General features: G+C 74.2%; 21 protein-coding genes and 1 pseudogene. 11 read left to right on the forward strand and 11 right to left on the reverse strand.

The window, feature by feature from the left end:
- Positions 1-130: 130 nt before the first annotated feature.
- The 4 genes from ACFVSN_RS00250 to ACFVSN_RS00265 are packed head-to-tail and all read right to left on the reverse strand — an operon-like array spanning position 131 to position 3,796.
- Positions 131-1,246 carry an aryl-sulfate sulfotransferase gene (locus tag ACFVSN_RS00250; protein ID WP_387593801.1) on the reverse strand — a complete coding sequence of 372 codons (1,116 nt, stop codon included), beginning with the start codon at positions 1,244-1,246 and terminating at the stop codon, positions 131-133.
- Positions 1,247-1,278: 32 nt separating this feature from the next.
- On the reverse strand, positions 1,279-2,274 hold the full coding sequence (locus ACFVSN_RS00255) for an ABC transporter substrate-binding protein (RefSeq protein ID WP_387593803.1): 996 nt from the start codon (positions 2,272-2,274) through the stop codon (positions 1,279-1,281).
- A gap of 23 nt (positions 2,275-2,297) precedes the next feature.
- Positions 2,298-3,020 carry an ABC transporter ATP-binding protein gene (locus ACFVSN_RS00260; protein ID WP_387593805.1) on the reverse strand — a complete coding sequence of 241 codons (723 nt, stop codon included), beginning with the start codon at positions 3,018-3,020 and terminating at the stop codon, positions 2,298-2,300.
- On the reverse strand, positions 3,017-3,796 hold the full coding sequence (locus tag ACFVSN_RS00265; RefSeq protein WP_387593807.1) for an ABC transporter permease: 780 nt from the start codon (positions 3,794-3,796) through the stop codon (positions 3,017-3,019). The genes ACFVSN_RS00260 and ACFVSN_RS00265 overlap by 4 nt, the downstream gene beginning before the upstream one ends.
- Positions 3,797-3,983: 187 nt before the next feature.
- On the opposite strand from ACFVSN_RS00265, the gene ACFVSN_RS00270 reads away from it, so the two are divergent.
- Both ACFVSN_RS00270 and ACFVSN_RS00275 read left to right on the forward strand, forming a co-directional pair.
- Positions 3,984-4,553, forward strand: coding sequence for a helix-turn-helix domain-containing protein (locus ACFVSN_RS00270; RefSeq protein ID WP_387593809.1), 570 nt, complete (start codon positions 3,984-3,986; stop codon positions 4,551-4,553).
- Positions 4,554-4,739: 186 nt separating this feature from the next.
- Positions 4,740-4,898: a hypothetical protein gene (locus ACFVSN_RS00275; RefSeq protein WP_387593811.1), complete on the forward strand. Its 159-nt coding sequence runs from the start codon at positions 4,740-4,742 to the stop codon at positions 4,896-4,898.
- A gap of 63 nt (positions 4,899-4,961) precedes the next feature.
- Here the strand turns inward: ACFVSN_RS00275 and ACFVSN_RS00280 are convergent, their stop codons facing one another.
- Positions 4,962-5,597 (reverse strand): DUF4360 domain-containing protein, encoded by a 636-nt coding sequence (locus tag ACFVSN_RS00280; RefSeq protein WP_380438792.1) that lies wholly within the window; start codon positions 5,595-5,597, stop codon positions 4,962-4,964.
- Positions 5,598-5,998: 401 nt separating this feature from the next.
- Here ACFVSN_RS00280 and ACFVSN_RS00285 point away from each other — a divergent pair, with 401 nt between their 5' ends.
- From ACFVSN_RS00285 to ACFVSN_RS00305, 5 genes are all read left to right on the forward strand, one after another.
- On the forward strand, positions 5,999-6,973 hold the full coding sequence (locus tag ACFVSN_RS00285) for an alpha/beta fold hydrolase (protein WP_387593812.1): 975 nt from the start codon (positions 5,999-6,001) through the stop codon (positions 6,971-6,973).
- 191 nt (positions 6,974-7,164) lie between these two features.
- Positions 7,165-8,034: an NAD-dependent epimerase/dehydratase family protein gene (locus ACFVSN_RS00290; protein WP_387593814.1), complete on the forward strand. Its 870-nt coding sequence runs from the start codon at positions 7,165-7,167 to the stop codon at positions 8,032-8,034.
- A gap of 135 nt (positions 8,035-8,169) precedes the next feature.
- The gene (locus ACFVSN_RS00295; protein ID WP_380493228.1) at positions 8,170-8,502 is read left to right on the forward strand and encodes a putative quinol monooxygenase; all 333 of its coding nucleotides are present in this window, start codon (positions 8,170-8,172) and stop codon (positions 8,500-8,502) included.
- A gap of 133 nt (positions 8,503-8,635) precedes the next feature.
- Positions 8,636-9,397, forward strand: coding sequence for an IclR family transcriptional regulator (locus ACFVSN_RS00300; protein ID WP_387593816.1), 762 nt, complete (start codon positions 8,636-8,638; stop codon positions 9,395-9,397).
- Positions 9,398-9,647: 250 nt separating this feature from the next.
- Positions 9,648-10,967, forward strand: coding sequence for a cation:proton antiporter (locus ACFVSN_RS00305; RefSeq protein ID WP_387593818.1), 1,320 nt, complete (start codon positions 9,648-9,650; stop codon positions 10,965-10,967).
- 156 nt (positions 10,968-11,123) lie between these two features.
- On the opposite strand, the gene ACFVSN_RS00310 is transcribed toward ACFVSN_RS00305, so the two are convergent.
- Both ACFVSN_RS00310 and ACFVSN_RS00315 read right to left on the reverse strand, forming a co-directional pair.
- The gene (locus ACFVSN_RS00310) at positions 11,124-11,798 is read right to left on the reverse strand and encodes a hypothetical protein (RefSeq protein ID WP_387593819.1); all 675 of its coding nucleotides are present in this window, start codon (positions 11,796-11,798) and stop codon (positions 11,124-11,126) included.
- Between the two features lie 64 nt (positions 11,799-11,862).
- The gene (locus ACFVSN_RS00315) at positions 11,863-12,549 is read right to left on the reverse strand and encodes a TetR/AcrR family transcriptional regulator (RefSeq protein ID WP_387593821.1); all 687 of its coding nucleotides are present in this window, start codon (positions 12,547-12,549) and stop codon (positions 11,863-11,865) included.
- Between the two features lie 130 nt (positions 12,550-12,679).
- On the opposite strand from ACFVSN_RS00315, the gene ACFVSN_RS00320 reads away from it, so the two are divergent.
- Complete coding sequence (locus ACFVSN_RS00320; RefSeq protein WP_387593823.1) at positions 12,680-13,564, forward strand: NAD(P)H-binding protein; 885 nt, start codon at positions 12,680-12,682, stop codon at positions 13,562-13,564.
- A 24-nt stretch (positions 13,565-13,588) separates the two neighbouring features.
- On the opposite strand, the gene ACFVSN_RS00325 is transcribed toward ACFVSN_RS00320, so the two are convergent.
- The 3 genes and pseudogenes from ACFVSN_RS00325 to ACFVSN_RS00335 all read right to left on the reverse strand — a co-directional run bounded on the left by ACFVSN_RS00325 (position 13,589) and on the right by ACFVSN_RS00335 (position 14,901).
- Complete coding sequence (locus ACFVSN_RS00325) at positions 13,589-14,140, reverse strand: GNAT family N-acetyltransferase (RefSeq protein ID WP_387593825.1); 552 nt, start codon at positions 14,138-14,140, stop codon at positions 13,589-13,591.
- Positions 14,141-14,215: 75 nt separating this feature from the next.
- A pseudogene (locus ACFVSN_RS00330) lies at positions 14,216-14,335 on the reverse strand (transposase); the annotation flags it as partial.
- A gap of 23 nt (positions 14,336-14,358) precedes the next feature.
- Complete coding sequence (locus ACFVSN_RS00335) at positions 14,359-14,901, reverse strand: HEAT repeat domain-containing protein (protein ID WP_387593827.1); 543 nt, start codon at positions 14,899-14,901, stop codon at positions 14,359-14,361.
- 121 nt (positions 14,902-15,022) lie between these two features.
- Here ACFVSN_RS00335 and ACFVSN_RS00340 point away from each other — a divergent pair, with 121 nt between their 5' ends.
- Both ACFVSN_RS00340 and ACFVSN_RS00345 read left to right on the forward strand, forming a co-directional pair.
- Positions 15,023-16,501, forward strand: coding sequence for an NAD(P)/FAD-dependent oxidoreductase (locus ACFVSN_RS00340; RefSeq protein ID WP_387593829.1), 1,479 nt, complete (start codon positions 15,023-15,025; stop codon positions 16,499-16,501).
- 44 nt (positions 16,502-16,545) lie between these two features.
- Positions 16,546-17,412: an alpha/beta fold hydrolase gene (locus ACFVSN_RS00345; protein WP_387593831.1), complete on the forward strand. Its 867-nt coding sequence runs from the start codon at positions 16,546-16,548 to the stop codon at positions 17,410-17,412.
- 213 nt (positions 17,413-17,625) lie between these two features.
- On the opposite strand, the gene ACFVSN_RS00350 is transcribed toward ACFVSN_RS00345, so the two are convergent.
- Entirely contained in the window at positions 17,626-17,784 is a 159-nt protein-coding gene (locus ACFVSN_RS00350; RefSeq protein ID WP_387593833.1) for a hypothetical protein, read from the reverse strand.
- 137 nt (positions 17,785-17,921) lie between these two features.
- On the opposite strand from ACFVSN_RS00350, the gene ACFVSN_RS00355 reads away from it, so the two are divergent.
- Positions 17,922-18,626: a TetR/AcrR family transcriptional regulator gene (locus ACFVSN_RS00355; protein WP_387593835.1), complete on the forward strand. Its 705-nt coding sequence runs from the start codon at positions 17,922-17,924 to the stop codon at positions 18,624-18,626.
- The last annotated feature ends 249 nt before the right edge of the window (positions 18,627-18,875 follow it).

The raw sequence follows: 18,875 nt of genomic DNA on the forward strand, positions 1-18,875 counted from the left end.
CGCACCGATCGTGCGGAACGGAGGCTCACCCTACGGGCAGGGACCGACAGGCGACAGACGGGAACGCGTCAGCCGGGTGCCGGGGCCCGCGGCGGCAACCGCCCGCGGGCCCCTGAGCTTTGGGGACCGCTCAGAGCCAGGGAATCTCCTCCGGCGCGTACCGGTAGGCTCGGAACACCGCGTTCTGGGCCCCGCGGGAGGACTCCAGGCCGACGCCCGCCCCGAAGGAGCCGAACTCGGGCACGACGAACTCCCACACCACGTCGCCCTCGGGGGTGACTTCGAAGAGCCGGCCGAAGGAGCCCTCCGCAATGAAGGTGTTGCCGTTGGCGAGGCGCTGGGCACTGGACATGTACGGGCTGTAGAAGTTCTGCGGCGGGTTGTCCTCGTACGTCCAGACCGTCCGGCCGGTGACGGGCTCGATTTCGAGCACCCGGGAGTACGGCACCGAGGTGGTGTCGCGGTAGGTGCCGTTGTCGAACACCAGGACGTTGCCGTCGGCGAGTTCGTGCGGGTAGTGCTGCTGGGCGAGCACGTCGGGGCCGATCCGCCAGCGCACGGACCCGTCCGCGCGGTCCACGGCGACGGCGGTGGAGGCGCTGCGGAAGCCCACCAGGACGCCGCCGTCGCGCAGTTCGTTGACGGTGTTGGCCATCGGCCAGTGCTCGCGGGCGAAGTGCGGGTCCAGCGGCGTGGCCTCCGGGTCGAGGTGGTCGATCGCCGCCCATCGCCACACCACCTCGCCGTCCCAGGTGAGTTCGTAGACGACGTCGCCGAAGACGACGCCGCCGGGGGCCTCCGAGCCGGGGATGCCGCCGCGGATGCGCCTCGCGTCGGCCGGGGTGAGCCGCTCGACCGCGAGGATCAGCAGGTTGCCGTTGCGCAGCACGGAGGCGTCGTGGTGGTGGAACGGGTGGCGGACCTCGCGCAGCACCGTGCCGTCGGGGGCGATCTCCTGGAGGATGCCGCCGTGGTAGACGTCCCAGATCGGGAAGAGGCCGGGACCGGAGGTGTCCTTGGCCTGGTGGAAGAGCGTGCCGCCGGGGAGCAGCCGGGCGTGCCGCCCCGGCGGGTGCGGGAGGCGCCAGGTGTGGGCGGTGCGGCCCTCGATGTCGACGAGGTGGACGTCGCCGGGGCCGGCGATCGGGGTGTAGAGGGTGTAGCCGCCGAAGCTGCGGGCGGGATCGTGGGCGCGCAGGCCGACGCCGCGGCGGCGGAGGGTGTTCTGGTCGACGGGGGTGGTCATGGCGGGGCCTCCGTGGTGGTGGGTGAGGGGGGTCAGTGTGCGGTGACCGCGGCCGGGTCGGCCGTGGCGAGCGGTGCGGTGTGCAGCCGGCGCAGCAGGGTGTCGCGGTCGGCGGGTGCGGGCAGGCCCTGGGCGGTGGCGGCCCAGACGGCCTCGTCCCGGAGGTGCTGGAGGAGTTCGGCGGAGAGCGTCGGCCGGTACTCGTAGGCGGGCTGGAAGGCGTCGACGTAGGCGGCGTCGAGCGTGCCGCCGGCCTGGGCGAGCACGGCGCGGCGGGCGCCCGGCGGGTCGGCGGTGAGGTCGGACTGCGCGCGGAGCAGGGCGCGCAGGACGGCGGTGGTGGCCTGGTCGGTGGCGCCGGGGCCGGCGACGAGCAGGGTGTGGGCGGTGTAGTCGGTGAAGCGCAGCTCGGCGTAGCGGTCACCGAGGGCGGTGCGAGCGGCGTCGTAGGAGCTGGGGAAGGTGACCCCGGCGTCGATGTCGCCGTGGGCGAGCGCGGCGGGGATCTGGTTGGGGGCGAGGTTGACCGTCCGGACGTCCGCGGCGGTGTGACCGGCGGGGGCGAGCATCCGGGCGAGCGCGTACTCCGCGTTGGTGCCCTGGGGCACGCCGATCCGGTGGCCGGGCAGCTGGTCGAGGCGGGTGATGCCGCGGTCGGTGCGGGTGAGCAGCCGCCAGTCGGAGAAGCGGGAGAGGTCGGCGACGATCCGCAGGTCGCGGCCGGTGAGCGCGGCGGTCACGGCGGGCAGGTCGCCGACGACGCCGAGCTGCGCCTGGCCGCCGAGGACGGCGTTGAGCGCGTCCCGCCCGGTGGGGAACGACTGCAGGCGCGCCTGGACGTCCTCGCCGGCCCACAGCCGTCGCTCCTGCGCGACGTACACCTGGGCGCCGCCGAGGTAGTCGCTGCCAGCGATGGTGACCGCCGGCGCGCCGTTCGACGCGGTGGGAGCGGAGGAGCAGGCGGTGGCCGTGAGGGCGAGGAGGAGGCCGAGCAGGAGTCCCGCGAGGGCGCGGGGTCTGGGCAGCATGGGAGGGTTCCTTCCGTACGGTTTCAGGCGTGGCCGAGGTGACCGGCGATCAGGTCGTGCAGGTCCGGGTCGTCCTGGGGCACGGTGTGGTCGGCGACGACCCGGCCGGGCCGGCCGCCGAGGACCACGACGCGTTCGGCGACGGCCAGCGCCTCGCCGATGTCGTGGGTGACGAAGAGCATGGTCGTGCCGGTGCGCCGCCACAGCCGGGTGAGGAGCTCCTGCATCCGCGCCCGGGTGAGCGCGTCCAGCGCGCCGAACGGCTCGTCCAGCAGCAGGACTTCGGGCTCGGCGGCGAGCGCCCGTGCGAGTGCGACCCGCTGCTGCATGCCTCCGGACAGCTGCGCCGGGTACGTGGCGGCGCTGTCGGCGAGGCCCACCTCGTCGAGGGCAATGAGCGCCCGGCGCCGGCGTTCGGCGCGCGGGAGTCCGAGGCGCTTGAGCGCGAACTCGACGTTCCCGCGTGCGGTGAGCCACGGGAAGAGCGCGTAGTGCTGGAACACGACACCGCGGTCCGGCCCGGGCCCGGTGACGGGTTCGCCGCCGACGACCACCCGCCCGGCCGTCGGGCGGACGAAGCCCGCGACCGCGCCGAGGACGGTCGACTTCCCGCAGCCGCTCGGGCCGAGCAGCGCGGTGAACGAGCCCGCGGGCAGCCGCAGATCGGTGGCGTCGAGCACCGGCGCGGCGCGGCGGCGCGAGCCGTACGCGACGGTCAGGCCGTCCAGGTGCACGTCCCTGCTCATGACGCGTCCCAGTGGACGAGGCGGCGCCCGAGCACGGCGAGGGCGAGGTCGACCGCGACGCCGAGCAGGCCGAGCACCAGCAGCCCGGCGAACATCCGGTCGGTGCGCAGGAACTGGCCGTCCACCTGCAGCCGGTAGGCCAACCCGCTCTGGGCACCGCCGAGTTCGGCGGCCACCAGGGCCAGCAGCGCCACCGACGCGCCGTAGCGCAGGGCGGCGAGCAGGGCGGGCGCGGCGGCGGGCAGCAGCACGGCGGCGAACCGGCGGTGCAGCGGCGCGCCCAGGGAGCGCGCGGCCCGCAGGTGCGTGGCGGGCACCCGGGACACCCCGTCGTGGACGTAGAGCCAGACGGCGAGCAGCACGGCGTAGGCGATCAGCAGCCGTTTGGCCGTCTCGCCGACGCCGAACCAGGCGGTGGCGAGCGGGACGAGCGCGACGGCGGGGATCGGGCGCAGGAAGGAGACGACCGGGGTGACGGCGGCGGACAGGCGCGGCAGGTAGCCGGTGGCGAAACCGAGCGCGGCGCCGAGGGAGGCGCCGAGCGCGAAGCCCTGTCCGGCCCGGCCGAGGCTGGCGGCGAGGTCGGTGCCCAGGGTGCCGGTGCGGGCGCTCTCGACGAGGGCGCGCCAGGTGGCGGCGGGCGTGGGCAGCAGGCCGGGCGCGACGGCCCCGGAGGCGGCGAGCGCGGACCATCCGGCGAGGACGACGGCGGCCGTCACGAGCGCCGGGGCGAGGGCGGTCAGGGATCTCCGGGGCGGGGATTCGGTGGGGTGCAACGCGCTCGTCTCCTCACCGGCCGCCGGGTGTGCGCCGGGGCCGGGACACGGTCCGATATAAGTGACATCAATAATTGACGACGCTTATAAACGGCATGTTGCAGCCGTGCGAAACCTTCCGGGGAGCGCCCGGGAACCCTTCGGGCGGCCTCGGCCCGCCCGGCACCGATGAGGTACGTTCACGAGCGTGTCCCGCCCCGAACCCTCGCCCGAGGCCCTCGCCGTCGGCCGCCTCGTCCGCAGCCGCCGCAAGGAGCTCGGCGTCCCCATGGCCGAACTCGCCGCCCGCTCCGGCCTCTCCCAGCCCTTCCTGAGCCAGCTCGAACGCGGACTCACCACCCCGAGCCTGACGTCGATCTACCGGATCGCGGACGCCCTGGACGTGCCGCCCGGCACCTTCCTGCGCCCGCCGGCCCGCAGCGGCGCGGTGAGCCATGAGGACGACCCCCAGGTGATCCGGGTGACCGAGTCCGCCGGCCAGATCGCCCGCGTCCTCATCCCGGGTGGCCGCAGCTCCCTGATGGAGGCTTACGAGCACCGCTTCGAGCCCGGCCAGGGCGAACGAGGCTGGTTCGAGCACCCCGGCGAGGACTTCCTCTACGTCCTGGAGGGCGAGGTGGTCCTGGAGATCGAGGGCGAGCCCCCCGTCGTCCTCCGGGCCGGCCAGAGCGCCCACTACCGCGGCGACGTCCCCCACCGCTGCCGCCTCTCCGGCGCCGCCGGGGCACGGACGCTCCTGGTGATCGCGACGCCGTAGCACGTGGGTCCAGAGGGGCCGCCGGCTCCGGCGGTGCCGGCGTGGAGACGACCCCTCGCCCACAGGGGCGAACTGTCCCTGACAAGTACTGTGCCGGGGCCCGGAGACCCGCTAGGAAGGACTGCGGACAGCCCGGGTGGGACGGCTCATCCTTTCCCGGTCTTCACATCTGACGGGAGAGAACCCATGACCAGGCCCAGGAAGCTCATGGTGGGCACGACGGCCTTCGCGCTCGCGACCGGCGGCGCCTTCGCCGTCTTCTCGGCCGACACGCTGTTCGTCCGCACCGCCACTCCCCCGGGCGTCGACGACGACCGTCCGTTCTCCGTGACGATCACCTGCTGATCACCGCCGCACGCGGGGTGGTCGGAGCGTGGCGGCGCTCCGACCACGCCGCGCCTCAGCGGATCAGGGGCACGTCTTCCAGGCGAGGTGGTACACGGTGTTGATGCTCCCGTCGGTCGAGTCCATCGTCATGAAGCTCGTCGTGGTGGTCGGGTCCGAGGAGCCCGCAGCGACCCGGAGTTCGGTGTTGATGTTGAAGTTGCGCTCCTCCCCGCAGGGGGCCCAGACCAGGGCGGCGACGTCGACGGTGTCGGTCGCCTGCCAGTTGTCGTCGCGCGGGCCGTTGAAGCGGTGGGTCCCGTAGGCGGTCTGCGGGTCGCCCTGGAAGTAGTAGCCGGCCCGCTGGACGCCGGTCGCCCCGTTCTCCAGGTGGGCGTAGCCGCGGTAGTCGGTGGAGGCGATCGCGTAGGTGAAGCCCTGCGGGACGTGCACGCGGAGGTCGAGCTGACAGTTCTTCCGGAAGTCGGTGGGCTTCGATCCGACGCCGACCTGGGCGAGGTACTGGCTGTAGGTGACGGTGAAGGCGGTGTTGTCCGGGGAGACGGCGACGGCGGCCGTCCCGGCCGGGCAGCCGGAGCCGTTGACCGTCGCGACGTCGATGACGATCCGGTCGGGCGGTGTCGGGAGCGAGTCGCCACCGGAGGCGGGTGCGCCGAAGAGCGAGGCGACGACACCGGTCGCGGCCAGCACGCGGAGCAGCATGGGGTTCCCCTTTCGATCGTCCACGGGTCCGGGGCGGGCGGGCACGGCCGGCCCGGGCCTGCCCCACCCCGGCTTTGACGCGAACATGTCACCACGGGGTGGCCGTCCGCGTACAGGGGGTGAACACGACGGAGTGGCGACGCGCGGCAGCAGCCGGCAAGTGGATCACGCCAAGGGAGGCCATTGATTCGAGCCAAGTCGACGGACGGGACGGGCCCCTCGTGGCGGACCCCGGCGAGTCCTGACCAGCGGCGGCGCCGACCGGGCAGCCGGAGGGCCGAACACGGATCCCCCAACTGCGCTCCCGGGACGTCGACTTGCTGTCCTACGATGCGCCCCAAGCGAAGACGATCACCTGACCGCTCACTCCGGGGGAAGTCATGCCGTTCACAAGCAGATTGACGAGGCATCAGCGCCGCTGGCCGGTCGCCGCAGCCGCCGCCGCGCTCGCCGCGACCACGATGTTCACCGCCGCCGGTGGCGCCGCCGAGGCCGCCGCCACCCCGCCCGGCGGCCTGCCGGGCTTCAAGGACGGCTACGCCGTCAGCGACGGCCTGCGGATCCACTACGCGATCGCCGGGCACGGCCCCGCGCTCGTGCTGCTGCACGGGTGGCCGGAAACCCTCCGGGCCTGGGACCGGGTCGCGCCCGCGCTCACCCAGGACCACACCGTGATCGCCGTCGACCTGCGCGGACTCGGCCGCTCGCAGCCCGCCCGCGGCGACGAGTACGGCACGTACACCGCCCTCACCCTGGCCTCCGACGTGCGTGCCGTCGTCGAGCAGCTGGGCTTCGGCGACGCCAGGATCGCGGTGGCCGGCCACGACGTGGGCGGCGGGGTGGCGCTCGCCTACGCGGCCCGGTACCGGGACCGGGTGGACCACCTCGCGATCCTGGAGGCGCCGCCGACCACCTGGTACCTGCAGCTCGTCGCCTCGAAGCCGAACCTGCTCTGGTGGGACTCCTTCGTCAACGGCCAGGCGAACGGCGTCGCCGAGCAGCTGGTCGCGGGCCGGGAGAAGGTCTTCTACGGCTCCGTCTACAACCGCGACGGCCGCGCGCCGAGCGCGGGCAACCAGCGCGAGTACGTCGCCGCATACGGCCGCCCGGGCAGCACGCACGCGGGCTTCGAGTTCTTCCGCCAGCAGGACCAGGGCGAGCGCGACGTGCAGGCGCTGCTGGACGACAACCCGCTGACGATGCCGGTGCTGGGTGTCGGCGGTCAGAACAGCATGCGCGAGTCGGTCGGGGGCGATCTCGGGCACGTGGCCTCGCACGTGACCACCGCCGTCGTGCCGAACGCCAATCACTGGGTGCTGGAGGAGGAACCGCAGTTCATCGTCGACCAGTTGCGGCAGCTGCTGGCGCGCTGAGCCACTGACGCGCTGAGCACGGCACCGAGTGTGACGCCCCGTCGGCCCGCCGATTGGCCCACTTCCCTGCCGCCGGATTGGCCTGGGGATCCGGTCCATTCACCTCTTAGCTTGATCGTATGAGAGAGCGGTGATCGAGGGCCTGCACGGAACGGCCCCCGGCGCCGAACGGGAGGGAAAGGGTGGACCCCATGCACGTCTTCCTCGCCGGTGCGACCGGTGCCGTCGGACGGCAGCTCGTGCCGCTCCTGCACCGGGCGGGGCACCGCGTCACGGCCGCCTCCCGGTCCGAGGGCGGCGTCGCGTGGCTGCGCGAGCACGGGGCCGACGCGGTCCGGCTGGACGTCCTCGACCGCGGGGCCACGGCGGAGGCCGTCGCCGCGGCGGCGCCGGACGCGATCGTCCACCAGCTCACGGCCCTCGCGGACGGCAGCCTGGCCGAGAACGCCCGGATCCGCCGCGAGGGCACCCGCAGCCTGGTGGACGCCGCCCGCCGGGCCGGGGTGCCGCGGATCGTCGCCCAGTCGATCTGCTGGGCGTACGGCCCGGGCGAGGAGCCGGCCGACGAGACGGAGGCCCTGGACACCGGCGCGCCCGAACCGCGCGCCACGACCGTCGACGGCGTGCTCGCACTGGAGCTCGCGGCGGCCGAGCTGCCGGAGGCCGTCGTCCTGCGGTACGGCATGCTGCACGGGCCCGGCACCTGGTACGAGCCGGGCGGCCTGATCGAGCAGCGGCTACGGCGGGGCGAGCTCGCCGCGGACGGCGCCGTCACGTCGTTCCTGCACGTCACGGACGCGGCGCGGGCGGCGGTCGCAGCGCTGTACTGGCCGAGCGGCGCGGTCAACGTCGTGGACGACGAGCCGGCCCCGGCGCGAAAGTGGGTCCCCGTCCTCGCCCGCGCGCTCGGCGTGGCCGCACCCGAGCCGAGCACCGACCGGCCCCGCTGGGCACGCGGCGCGGACGGCGGGCTCGCGCGGACCGCGTACGGCTGGCGGCCGGTGGAGGGGTCGTGGCGGACGTCCTTCGAGCGGCTGGGCGGCCCGCAGGCGGGCTCCTAGCGGACCCGCGTGCCGACCTCGCGCGTTTTCCGGCAGGGCCGGAATCGCGGCGGCACGCGTTTCACGCGGCGCCGGGCGGTCGGTCACGGTGTGGAGGCACCCACCCACCGAGCGCCCGGATCAGAGAGGCCTCCCATGATCTTCATCACCGTGAAGTTCCCCGTCCGCCCCGAGTACAGCGAGCAGTGGCTCGACATCGTCCACGACTTCACCGAGGCCACCCGCGCCGAGCCGGGCAACCTGTTCTACGAGTGGTCCCGCAGCGTGGCGGACCCCGACGAGTACGTCCTCGTCGAGGGCTTCCGCGACGGCGAGGCGGGCCGGGCCCACGTCGAGTCCGCGCACTTCCGGGAGGCCATGGAGAAGCTGTCCCACGCGATCGCCGCCCGGCCGAAGATCATCAGCGTCGACCTCCCCGACCGCGACGGCTGGGACCTCATGGGCGAACTCGCGCCCAGCGAGGCCTGAGGCCTCCGGCCGGGACGCCCGAACCAGGGGGCCGGGAGGCCGGGGGGCTTGGACCAGGGGCCGGTGATCGCGCCGATCGGATCACCGGCACACTGGAGTGACCACGGAGGACGAGCAGGAGGAGCAGCACCCCATGGCCGGTCAGACCGGGCCGCGCGCCGCGGACCGCACCCTGGAGGTGCTGGAACTCGTCGCCGGGGCGCCCACGCCCGTCTCCGCCAAGGCCCTCGCCCGCAGCCTCGGCTGCGCCCTCTCGACGGCCTACACGCTCCTCGCGCCGCTCACCGAGCGCGGCTACCTCGTGCGCACCGACGGCGGCTACACCCTCGGCTACCGGGTCTCCGCGCTCCACCGCGCGTTCCAGCGGCAGATGGGCCTGACCGACGGCGGCGACGGGATCGACGGCGTCCTCGCCCGGATGCGTCACGCCACCCGCGCGTCCGCCAACTACGTGGCCTACCAGGGCGACGGCCTGGTCATCGCGGACGTGCGCACCTTCGCGGCCGACGGCGACGAGCAGGCCGACCTCGCCGTCGGCGTCGACCCCCGCTCGCACGCCTACGCGCACGGCAAGATCGCGCTGGCCGCCGCCGGGGCCGCCGCACGCCGCCGCTACGTCGAACAGCCCGGCCTGCGCCGGTTCACCCCCAACACCATCGCCTCCGCCGAGCGCCTCGACGAGGAGCTCCGGCGGATCCGCCGCACCGGCGTCGCCCTGGACGTCGAGGAGGCCCGCACCGGCCTGGCCTGCCTGGCCGCGCCCGTCCTCGGCACGGACGGCGCCGTGATCGGGAGCGTCTCCCTCGCCGTCCGCCACGCGGACCTGCGCACCCGCCGCCACCAGCTGATCGCCGCCGTCAAGCAGGCCGCCCGCGAGGCCTCGCCGGCGCGGTGAGGCCGAGCCCGGCTCACCGCGCGCTCGGCTCACCCGAGCCCGGCTCACCGCGCGCTCGACTCCCCCGGGCTCGACTCCGGAGAGCCGCTGCCCGGGCGCGCGGCCTCGGCCACCGGGCACGCGCGGGCCCCGGAGCGCCGCCGACACGTACGAGTTGCGACGCCGACGAACCGACCCTTCCGCATAATGCAGAAGCCGCGCTCCCCTCGCGGCTCTTGACGCCTGGTCCCGTCCCAGGAAGGCGCTCGACTTGGAAGGTTCCACCCCATCCGCGACGGTACTGGCCGACATCGCGGCCGTCCTGCTGATCGGCCTCCTCCTCACCCCGCTGCGCACCCGGCTGCGCCAGCCCGTCGTCGTCGGCGAGATCGCGGTCGGCGTCATCCTCGGGCCCAGTGTGCTCGGGCTCCTCCCCGGCCACCTGACCGACGCGCTCTTCCCGCCGGACGTGCGCCCGCACCTGGCGGTCGTCGCCCAACTCGGCATCGTCCTCTTCATGTTCGCCGCCGGCTGGGAACTCGACCTGCGGCTGCTGAGCGGCCGGGTCAGGGCGGTGCTCGCCGTCACCGCCGCGTCCGTCCTGATCCCGTTCGCGCTGGCCCTCGTCCTGGCGGCCGTCGTCGCCACCCGCTTCCCGTGGCTGCTCGGCGCCACCGCCTCACCGTGGCTGTTCGCCGCGTTCCTCGGAATCGCCCTCTCCGCGAGCGCCCTGTCGGTCATGGCCCGCATCGTGGGCGAGAACCGGCTCCAGGCCTCCGGCACGGGCGCCATGGCCACCGCGTGCGGGGCGCTCACCGAGATCACGGCGTGGTGCGCCGTCGTCTGCCTGGCCGCCGCGGCCCGCGGTCCCGGGTCCGCCGGGTCGTCCGGGTCCGGTCACGCGCTCCTGAGGCTCGGCCAAGTCGCCTGCTACGCCGTCGCAATGGCGTTCGTCGTCCGCCCGCTGCTGCGCCGGATGCTCCGCCTGCCCGTCGGCGCCGGCGGCCACCCGTTCCTCGCGCTGCTGATCGTCGGCAGCGGGCTCCTGCTCTCCGCCTGGGTCACGTCCCGCCTCGGCGTCCACGCCGTCATCGGCGCCTTCGCATTCGGTCTCGCCATGCCGCGCGACGCCGCCGAGGAGCTGCGGCACACGATCGAGCTCCCGATGCGGCACGCGGGCGCGCTCCTCGTACCGGTCTTCTTCGCGCTCACCGGCCTGTCCGTCGACCTCACCGGCCTCGGCCCGCGCGGCCTGCTCGCCGTCGCCGTCTTCCTCGCCGTCTCGTGGGGCGGCAAGTACGCCGGCGCGCGGCTCGGCGCCCGGCTCACCGGCGTTCCGCGCGGCGAGGCGACGACGCTGGCCGTCCTCGTGAACACCAAGGGGCTCAGCGAGGTCCTCATCCTGACGCTCGGCCGCGACCTCGGCATCATCGGCGACCGGCTCTTCACCGTCCTCCTGCTGACCGCCCTCGCGGCGACGCTCCCCGTCAACCCGCTGGTCCGCCGCCTGACCCGCCTCCCGGGCGGGGCCGCAGGCGTGCCCCGCCGGCCATTGGTGGCCACGACCGCCGAGGAGGCCCAGGGCGCGTAGGGCGGGAGTAGGAAGTCGAGCAGGCCGACTTCCTACGCACCCGCCCATCAACCCCCACCAACTCCCAGGCACAGCCCAACGCACGCCCCACCAACCACCCACGAAACCCAGAACCCGCAAGGCACAAGCAGAAAGTCGAGCGGGCCGACTTCCTGCTCAGCGGCCGCGGGCGAGCCAATCGGTCCAGGTTCGACGGGAGTTGGCGAGCTCGGGGTGCTCAAGCAGGTGGAGGACGTAGCCCGCATGGGTCCGGGCCCACGGGTCGGCGGACCCGGAGGCATGGGCGAGGCGCTCGCGCAGGTCGGGGGAATCGACGGCGCGGGCGATCCGGACGTACTCGCGGTCCTTGCAGCGGTACCGGCGCCGGACGGCGAGTTCGACTAAGTCGGCGAGTTTGGCACGGCCCGGGCCGTCCAGCTCGGCACGGGCCAGCTCCCGGATGACGGACTCCTTCGTGCCCCAGGCCTTCGCGTGGCACGTCCACGCCTGGGGGTGGCGCAGCTCCCACTCCAGGAAGAGCAGGGCGTACGGCAGCCCCGGCCACGTCGCGTACGCGTCGGGCGTGACGCCCTGCCACAGGGCCTCCGGCAGCGAACGGCTTCGGGCCTCCCGCCACCGCGTGAGTGCTTCCCGAACGGCCGGCTCCCGGTACGGCTCCGGCGCACCCGAGCGGTTCGCTTGCGACAGCGCCCCGTTGAACTCCGTGATCGCGGACCCGACCGCCTGCCGGGCCGCGGCGAGGCGGACGAGCGCGGCCACCCGCACGGCCGGGTCCTCGGCGATCAGGCCGTGGGCCCAGCCGAGTCGTTCGTGCCACGCCTCATCGGTCATGCGGACGATCATCGCTGACGGCGGAGCAGCGGGCGGAGGCGGGGTCCGATCATCGGAGAAGGCGTCAGCGCCGCAGCCACTCGTCGAGGAGTGCGGCCTCGGCGCCGCTGAGGTTGGGCAGTTCGGGCAGGAGGGTGCGGAAGGCGGCGACGACGGCCGCCGGGTCGCGGTCGGGGACGGCGGGTTCGTCGGCGAGGATCGCGCGGGCGGCCGCCTCGAAGGCGGCGTCGGCCAGGTGCGGGTCGCGTTGCTCCGGGGGCAGGGTCAGCAGCGTGTGGACGGTGCCGACGCCGGCCGCGCGGATGAGGTTGACGGCGCGTTCCTCGCTGACCCGCAGCCGCCCGGCGGCGGCCACCCGGTGCACGCGTTCGGCGAGAATCCGCACGCCCCGCGCCTGGGCCGGGGTCTCGCGGGCGCGGGCCGGGTCGATCAGCAGGCCGAAGACGTAGGGGTTGGCGAGTCCGAAGCCGACCTGGGTGTCCCAGCCGGCGCGGAGGTCCGCCACCGGGTCGTCCGACCGGGCGGCGGTCTCCTTGCCGGCCACGTGCTCCGCGAAGACGTACTCGGCGGCGGCGTCGAGCAGAGCCTCCTTGTCCTCGAAGAGCCGGTAGAGCGCGGGCGGCTGCAGCCCGGCCTCCTGGGCGACGCGGCGGGTGGTCACCGCGGCGGGCCCGTGCTCGCCCAGGAGGCCGGCCGCGGCCTTCACGATGCGCTCGCGGGTGAGGTCTCGCCGCTCGGTGTTCGGTGCCATGGCAGCGATGGTACCGCTGATACCAGTTCTCTTCGGCTTCCCTTCGGCTTGAAGCGAGCCCTTGCATTCACTGGAAGTATCAGTGTTAACGTTATTTTCGTTCCACTGGAAACAAGGGAGGGAGTCAGCCGTGCTGATCGTCACAGGAGCCACCGGCCGCCTCGGCGCACTGATCGTCGACCGCCTGCTGGAGCGGGTGCCGGCCGACCGGATCGGCGTCAGCGTGCGCGACGCGAGCCGGGCGGCAGGGCTCGCGGAGCGCGGAGTCCGGGTGCGCGAGGGGGACTTCACCGAGCCCGACGGCCTGACGCACGCCTTCGAGGGCGCGGAGCGCGTCCTCGTCGTCTCGGCGGCCATCCGCGGCGGCGGCGCACTCGCCGCCAACACGGCCGCCGTCGACGCGGCCCGGGCGGCGGGCGCCCGACGCGTCCTGTACACGAGTCACCAGGCCGCGTCCCCCACGTCGCTGTTCCCGCCGCAGCCGGTGCACGCGGCCACCGAGGAGCACCTGAAGCGGCAAGGGGTCCCGTACACCGCTCTGCGGAACGGCTTCTACGCCTCCACCCTGAGCCTCTACCTCCGCACGGCGCTGGAGAGCGGCACGCTCGCCCTGCCGCAGGACGGCCCGGTCTCCTGGACGGCACACGAGGACCTGGCGGAGGCTGCCGCCGTCGCACTGACGGAGGACGGCGTACTCGACGGCATCACGCCGCCGCTGACGGCCCGCCGGACGCTGGACTTCGCCGGCGTCGCAGCGATCCTGAGCCGCATCACCGGCCGGACGATCACCCGGGTCGTCCTGGACGACGACGCGTGGGTCTCGGCGGCCGTCGCCGGCAGGATGCCACGGCCGGCCGCAGAGTTCGCGCTGGCGATGTTCGCGGCAGCGCGCAACGGCGAATTCGACGTCACCGGCCCCGCACTGGAGAACGTCATCGGGCGCCGTGCGAAGAGCGTCGAGGAGGTCCTGGAGGAAGCCGTGTCTGACAATTCCTGCCGGGCGCGACGCCAATAGTCAGACATACCCTGCCCCACCTGCTCAGAGCTCCCAGGACCGCGGCCGCTCCAGCGCCTCCCACTCCGGGCGGAGCAGGGAGAGCATCGCGATGTCGTGCCGCCGCCCCCGGTGGAGGCAGGCGGCGCGCCGGACGCCCTCGTGGGTGAAGCCGGCGTGGGCGAGGACGGCGAGCGCCGAGGCGTTGCCGGTATGGGGGAACGCTTCGATGCGGTGCAGCGGGAGTTCGCCGAACGCGAGGTCGGTCAGAGCGTCCAGGGCGGCGCGCCCGTAGCCGCGGCCGCGGTGGTCCGGATCGACGAGGAGACGGACGGTGGCCGTGCCGTCGGACATGTTCTGCTCGGCCAGGGCTGCCGCGCCGACCGGCGTGCCGTCCGGGAGCAGGATGAGGAAGCCGTCGTGGTCGGCGTCGTCGATGTCGCGTTCGATCTGCTCGCGTACCGCCGAGAGCGGGCGCGGCCAGTGGCCCAGTTCGTGCGCGGCCACCGGCTCGGACCGCCATGTGTGCAGGAGCTCGGTATCGTCCACGTCGAGCGGGGCAAGGGCGACCGCCGGGGAGGCGTTCTCGGTGATCATGGGCGGATGCTAGGCCATGACTCGCAATTGATCACGTTTGGGCTGGTCATCGCTCCTCGGCTCGTAGCCATAGGACAGCACCCGGTTCACCGCCTGGCGGTGATCACGCCAGGGACGCCCGGCCCCGTCCCGCTGCGGCAGCAGCAGCTCTATCCGGGCCCACGCAGCATCCGTCATCTCTCCCCGACTCGCCACAAGATCAATTATGAGACACGGGCCTAACGGGCCCTTGCCCGGCGCGTCCGCTCGAAAACGGGGCCGCCCGGCACGTACCAGCCGGCCTTCTTCCGCACCGCCGGGCTCGGGTCCCGTTCGTGCGACGCCCGCAGCGCCTCGGCGGCGCGGGCGTCGTCGTGGACGAACTTGCCGACGAGCTCGGCCGCCATGGCCCGCGCCCGCGGATCCGGGTCGGACGCCAAGTGCCGCAGCCCGGGCTCCAGAACGCGGTCCGCGCCCGGGGCGCAGACGTCCCCCTTGCAGCGGTCGCACGCGAGCGCGTGGAACGCGGCGATCCTGACCGAGGCGTCCGGATCGTCGGCCATGGCGATCAGCTGCCCCATCGACTCGATGTCGACCATGTGGTCCAGGAGGCGGCAACACCCCTCCCGTACCGCCGCGTTGGCGTGCGAGAGCCCCGCCCGTATCGCGTCACGCGCCCCGGCGCCGCGCCGCAGCAGCTCCCGGTAGGCGGGCACGGCGCGCTGCGGATCGCCCAGGCAGGTGACCAGGGCGTCGTTGTCGGTCCGGACGAATCCCAGCATGGCACCACCTTCCGCCCGCACCGCCCGTACGGACAAAGGGTTTTCGCCCGTCGCCCCCGTGCGGTGGGGCTGGTGCGGGTAGGGCGACGGGGGATGACCGACAGCCGAGGAGGAGACACACGTGCAGGAACAGGTGCTCGACGTGATCGTGGTGGGCGCGGGCGTCCTCGGGCGCTCGCTCGCACTGGCGCTGGCCGAGGCCGAACCCGCCCTGCGGGTGGGCCTGTCCGGGCCCGGCGGGCCCGGCTGGCCCGGTGCGTCGCAGGCGGCGGGGGCGTCGCAGGCGGCGGCGTCACCGGCGGCGGGGGCGATGCTCGGCGTGCTCGGCGAGGTGACGGCGGGCGCGCTCCGCACCGCCCACGGGCGCCTGCGGGTCGACCTCGCTGTCGAGGCCGGGCGGCGCTGGCCCGCCTGGCGCCGACGGGTGCGGGCGCTCGCGGGGAGCGCCGCGCCGACGGACGGCTTCGGTCGGGGCACGTTCGTCCTGCTCAACGCCGTCGGCTCGACGCTCGACCAGCAGTCCCTCGGCGCGATCGGCCGCGCCGGCGCCGAACACGGGCTGCCGGTGGAGGAAGTCGACCCGCTGGAGGTGCCCGGCGTCTCCGCACTCGACAACGACCGTCCGCTGCGCGCCCTGCACCTGCCGGACGAGGCCTTCCTCGACGCCCACCGCTGGCTGGAGACCCTGGACGCCGCCCTCGCCGCGCTGCCGAACGTCGTGCCCCTGCCCGCGGGACGGCCGCTCCCCCACCGGGACGGCTACCTCCTGAACACCCCTGAACTCCGGGCCACCGCACGCATCATGGTCCTGGCCACCGGAGCCTGGACGACGCAACTGGTCGAGGAGCTGGACCCGGACCTCACGCTGCTGCCCGTCGTCTGCACGGAGGGCACGGCCGTCACCCTCACCGCCCCCGCCGCCCTCCCCACCGTCCTGCGCACCCCGAACCGGGCCTACGCGTGCGGCCTGCACGCCGTCCCCCAGGCCGACGGCACCTGGTACGTCGGCGCGTCCGCCAACCCGGCCCTCGCCCCCGGCACCCACCCGACCCCGGGCGCCCTGCGGTTCCTCCTCGACGCAGCCCTCGGCCAGCTCCACCACGGCCTGGCCACCGCCCGGTTGCTCCACGTCCACCACGGCAACCGCCCCATCGGCCTCGACGGACACCCCTTGATCGGCCCGACCGGCCGCCCCGGCCTCTGGCTGCTCACCGGAACCCACCGCGACGGCCTGCACGGCTCCCCGCTGATCGCCCGGGAGCTCGCCGCCGAGATCCTCGGCGCCGCGCCGAGCGCGTGGCTCGCACCCTGGCGACCCGACCGCACCCCGATCGCCGACTGGACGGCCGACGAGGCCGTCGCCGAAGCCGCCGCCCACCACCACGCCCTGACCGCCGAGTCCCGCATGCGCCCACCCCTGAGCGGCAGTTGGCCCCGGGCCCTTGCCGACGCGTACCACCAGCAGATCGCCGACGCCTACCGCCGCCTGCCCGACGGCTTCGTCCTGCCACCCGACCTCGCCCCGCTCGCCTACGAGCACGGGCCGGCGCTGGCCAAGCTCCTCGCGAGGACGATCGGGAGCCGACGCATCACTCCCTAAAATTCCCTATCGAGACCTTTAATAGGTATGTTTAAGTACACACCATGACTCACCCAGACATCTACAAGTCCGCCGAGGGCGCTCGCGTCCTCGCGCGGCAGTACACCGCCCTGCTCGACCGATGGCCTGTCCCCGCCCGGTACTTGGACATCCCCACGCGCCAGGGCCGGACCTTCGTCGTGGCGAGCGGGCCGCCCGACGCGCCGCCCCTCGTGCTGCTGCACGGCTCCGGGGCGAACTCCGCCATGTGGGCCGAGGACGTCGCGTGCTGGGCCCCGCACTTCCGGATCCTGGCGGTCGACGTCATCGGCGAACCCGGCCTGAGCGCCTCCGCCCGACCTCCACTGGCCTCGGACGCCCACGCCCTGTGGCTCGACGACGTCCTCGACCGCTTGGGCGTCGACCGCGCCGCCTTCGTCGGCACGTCCCTCGGCGGGTGGCTCGCCCTCGACTACGCCGTCCGGCGCCCGGAGCGGGTCGAGCGGCTCGTCCTGCGCTGCCCCAGCGGCATCGGCCGCCAGAAGACGGCCGTACTCGCGGCCTCGCTGCTGCTCCTGCCACTCGGCCGGTGGGGGCGGCGCACGATGCTGAAACTGGCACTCGGCCCGCTACCGCCCACCACCGCGAGGGAGCACGCCTTCGGCGAGGCCGTCCTCCTGATCCACCGCCACTTCCGCCCCCGGCGCGAACGGATCCCCGTCATCGACGACGCCGCGCTGGCGGCCCTCCCGATGCCCGTCCACGCCACGCTCGGCGCCCGGGACCGCCTCCTCGACTCCCAGCACACCGCCCGCCGACTCCAGCGCTTGGCCCCACACGCCACCGTGTGCTTGCTCCCCGGGCAGGGCCACCTGCTGAGGGGGCTGGCGGAGCCAACCCTGGAGGCGCTGCTGGCGGAGGCGGCCAGGTAGCCAGGCCGAGGCCGGCAGGGTGGAAGTCCTGCCGAAGGTCGGCCGGGGCCTGGCCGCGCAGCGGTGCGGGAGCGTAGACAACGGCTGGATGCCGGCGACGGACTGCGCCCTCAATTGTCGGGACGATCGTCAGCCGAGAGGCGGTGTTGAAGAACGCCCGCGGATTGGCGGCATCGGGAGCCCCGGCGACAAGGTGGGCACAGGTCCCGTTGATCATGGAGTTGCGACGCTCTGTGACCGCTGGGGAACGGAGACGTCGTCGGCGCGGGCGTCGGCGCGGATGTCTCCGGTGGTGGTGGCGAAGACCGCCGTGATGGCCGACGGGAGCTCCTGCCGGGTGTGAGCGAGGGAGATCTCGCCGGCATCGATCACGGCGAGCGGGGTGTCGAACTGCCGATGGCGGCCCTGGGGAGCGGTAGTCGGGAGCGCACCGGCGCGTGCGGTCCGGCCCTGCCGGAGATCCGCGTCTCCCCGCTCCTACGACAACCATGCCGACATAGGATCCGGGCATGAGCGAACGCGTGGTGCCCGAGCCCCAGCGCCGACGGCGTCGGCCCACCAAACAGGGCGTGGTGCTCTCCCAGGAGCTCATCGTCGACACGGCGCTGCGGCTGATCGGGCAGCACGGCGCCGACGCGCTCACCGCCCGCCGGCTCGGCGCCGCTCTCGGCGCCGACCCGAGCGCCGTCTACCGGTACTTCCACAGCACCGACGACCTGCTGCTGGCCATCACCGACGAGCTCATCGGCCGCGCCCAGGCCGGCTGGCAGCCCACCGGCGACTGGCGGGCCGACCTGCGCGCCATCGGCCTGCGCATCCACTCCTCCTACCAGACCCACCCGCAGGCCGCCCTGCTCGCCGCCCACCGCACCACCGGCCGCACCCACGAGATCGCCGCCGTCGAGACCATACTCGGCGTCCTGCGCACCGCGGGCTTCCCCGACCCCGAGGCCGTCCGCCTCTACCACGCCTTCGTCGACCAGAGCCTGGGCTTCGCCGCCCTCGACGCCGCCGCCCTCGCCCTGCCCGCGGTGTCCCAGGCGGCGGACCTGCAGGTCTGGCAGGCCTCCTACGCCCGCGTCGACGCCACCACCCACCCGCACATCGCCGCCACCGCCGACCTCCTCGCCGACGACATGCGCCACAGCGGCTACCCGTACGCGCTCGACCTCCTCCTCGACGCCGCAGAGGCCCGCCTCACGGCGATCCGCTAAACACGGCCGCGCCGCTCCACCCTCGGGCCGGCGGCGCACCGGACCCGCGGCGGGCCACGGACAGGTCGGCGGCGATCGCGGCGGCGGTCTCGGCGTCGGCGCCGCCCGCTTCGGCGCAGAATCGATGCCCGACCTGCCGGCCGGAGCCCGGACTGATCGCACCGCCCTGGAGCCGGAGCGCCGCAGGCCACTTCCGTTCCCGCCCGAGCCGGCCCGGTCGATCACCATGGGCATCGCCCAGTGGGCACT

Origin of the sequence: Kitasatospora sp. NPDC057904 (assembly GCF_042887925.1) — a bacterium.
Lineage (GTDB): Bacteria > Actinomycetota > Actinomycetes > Streptomycetales > Streptomycetaceae > Kitasatospora.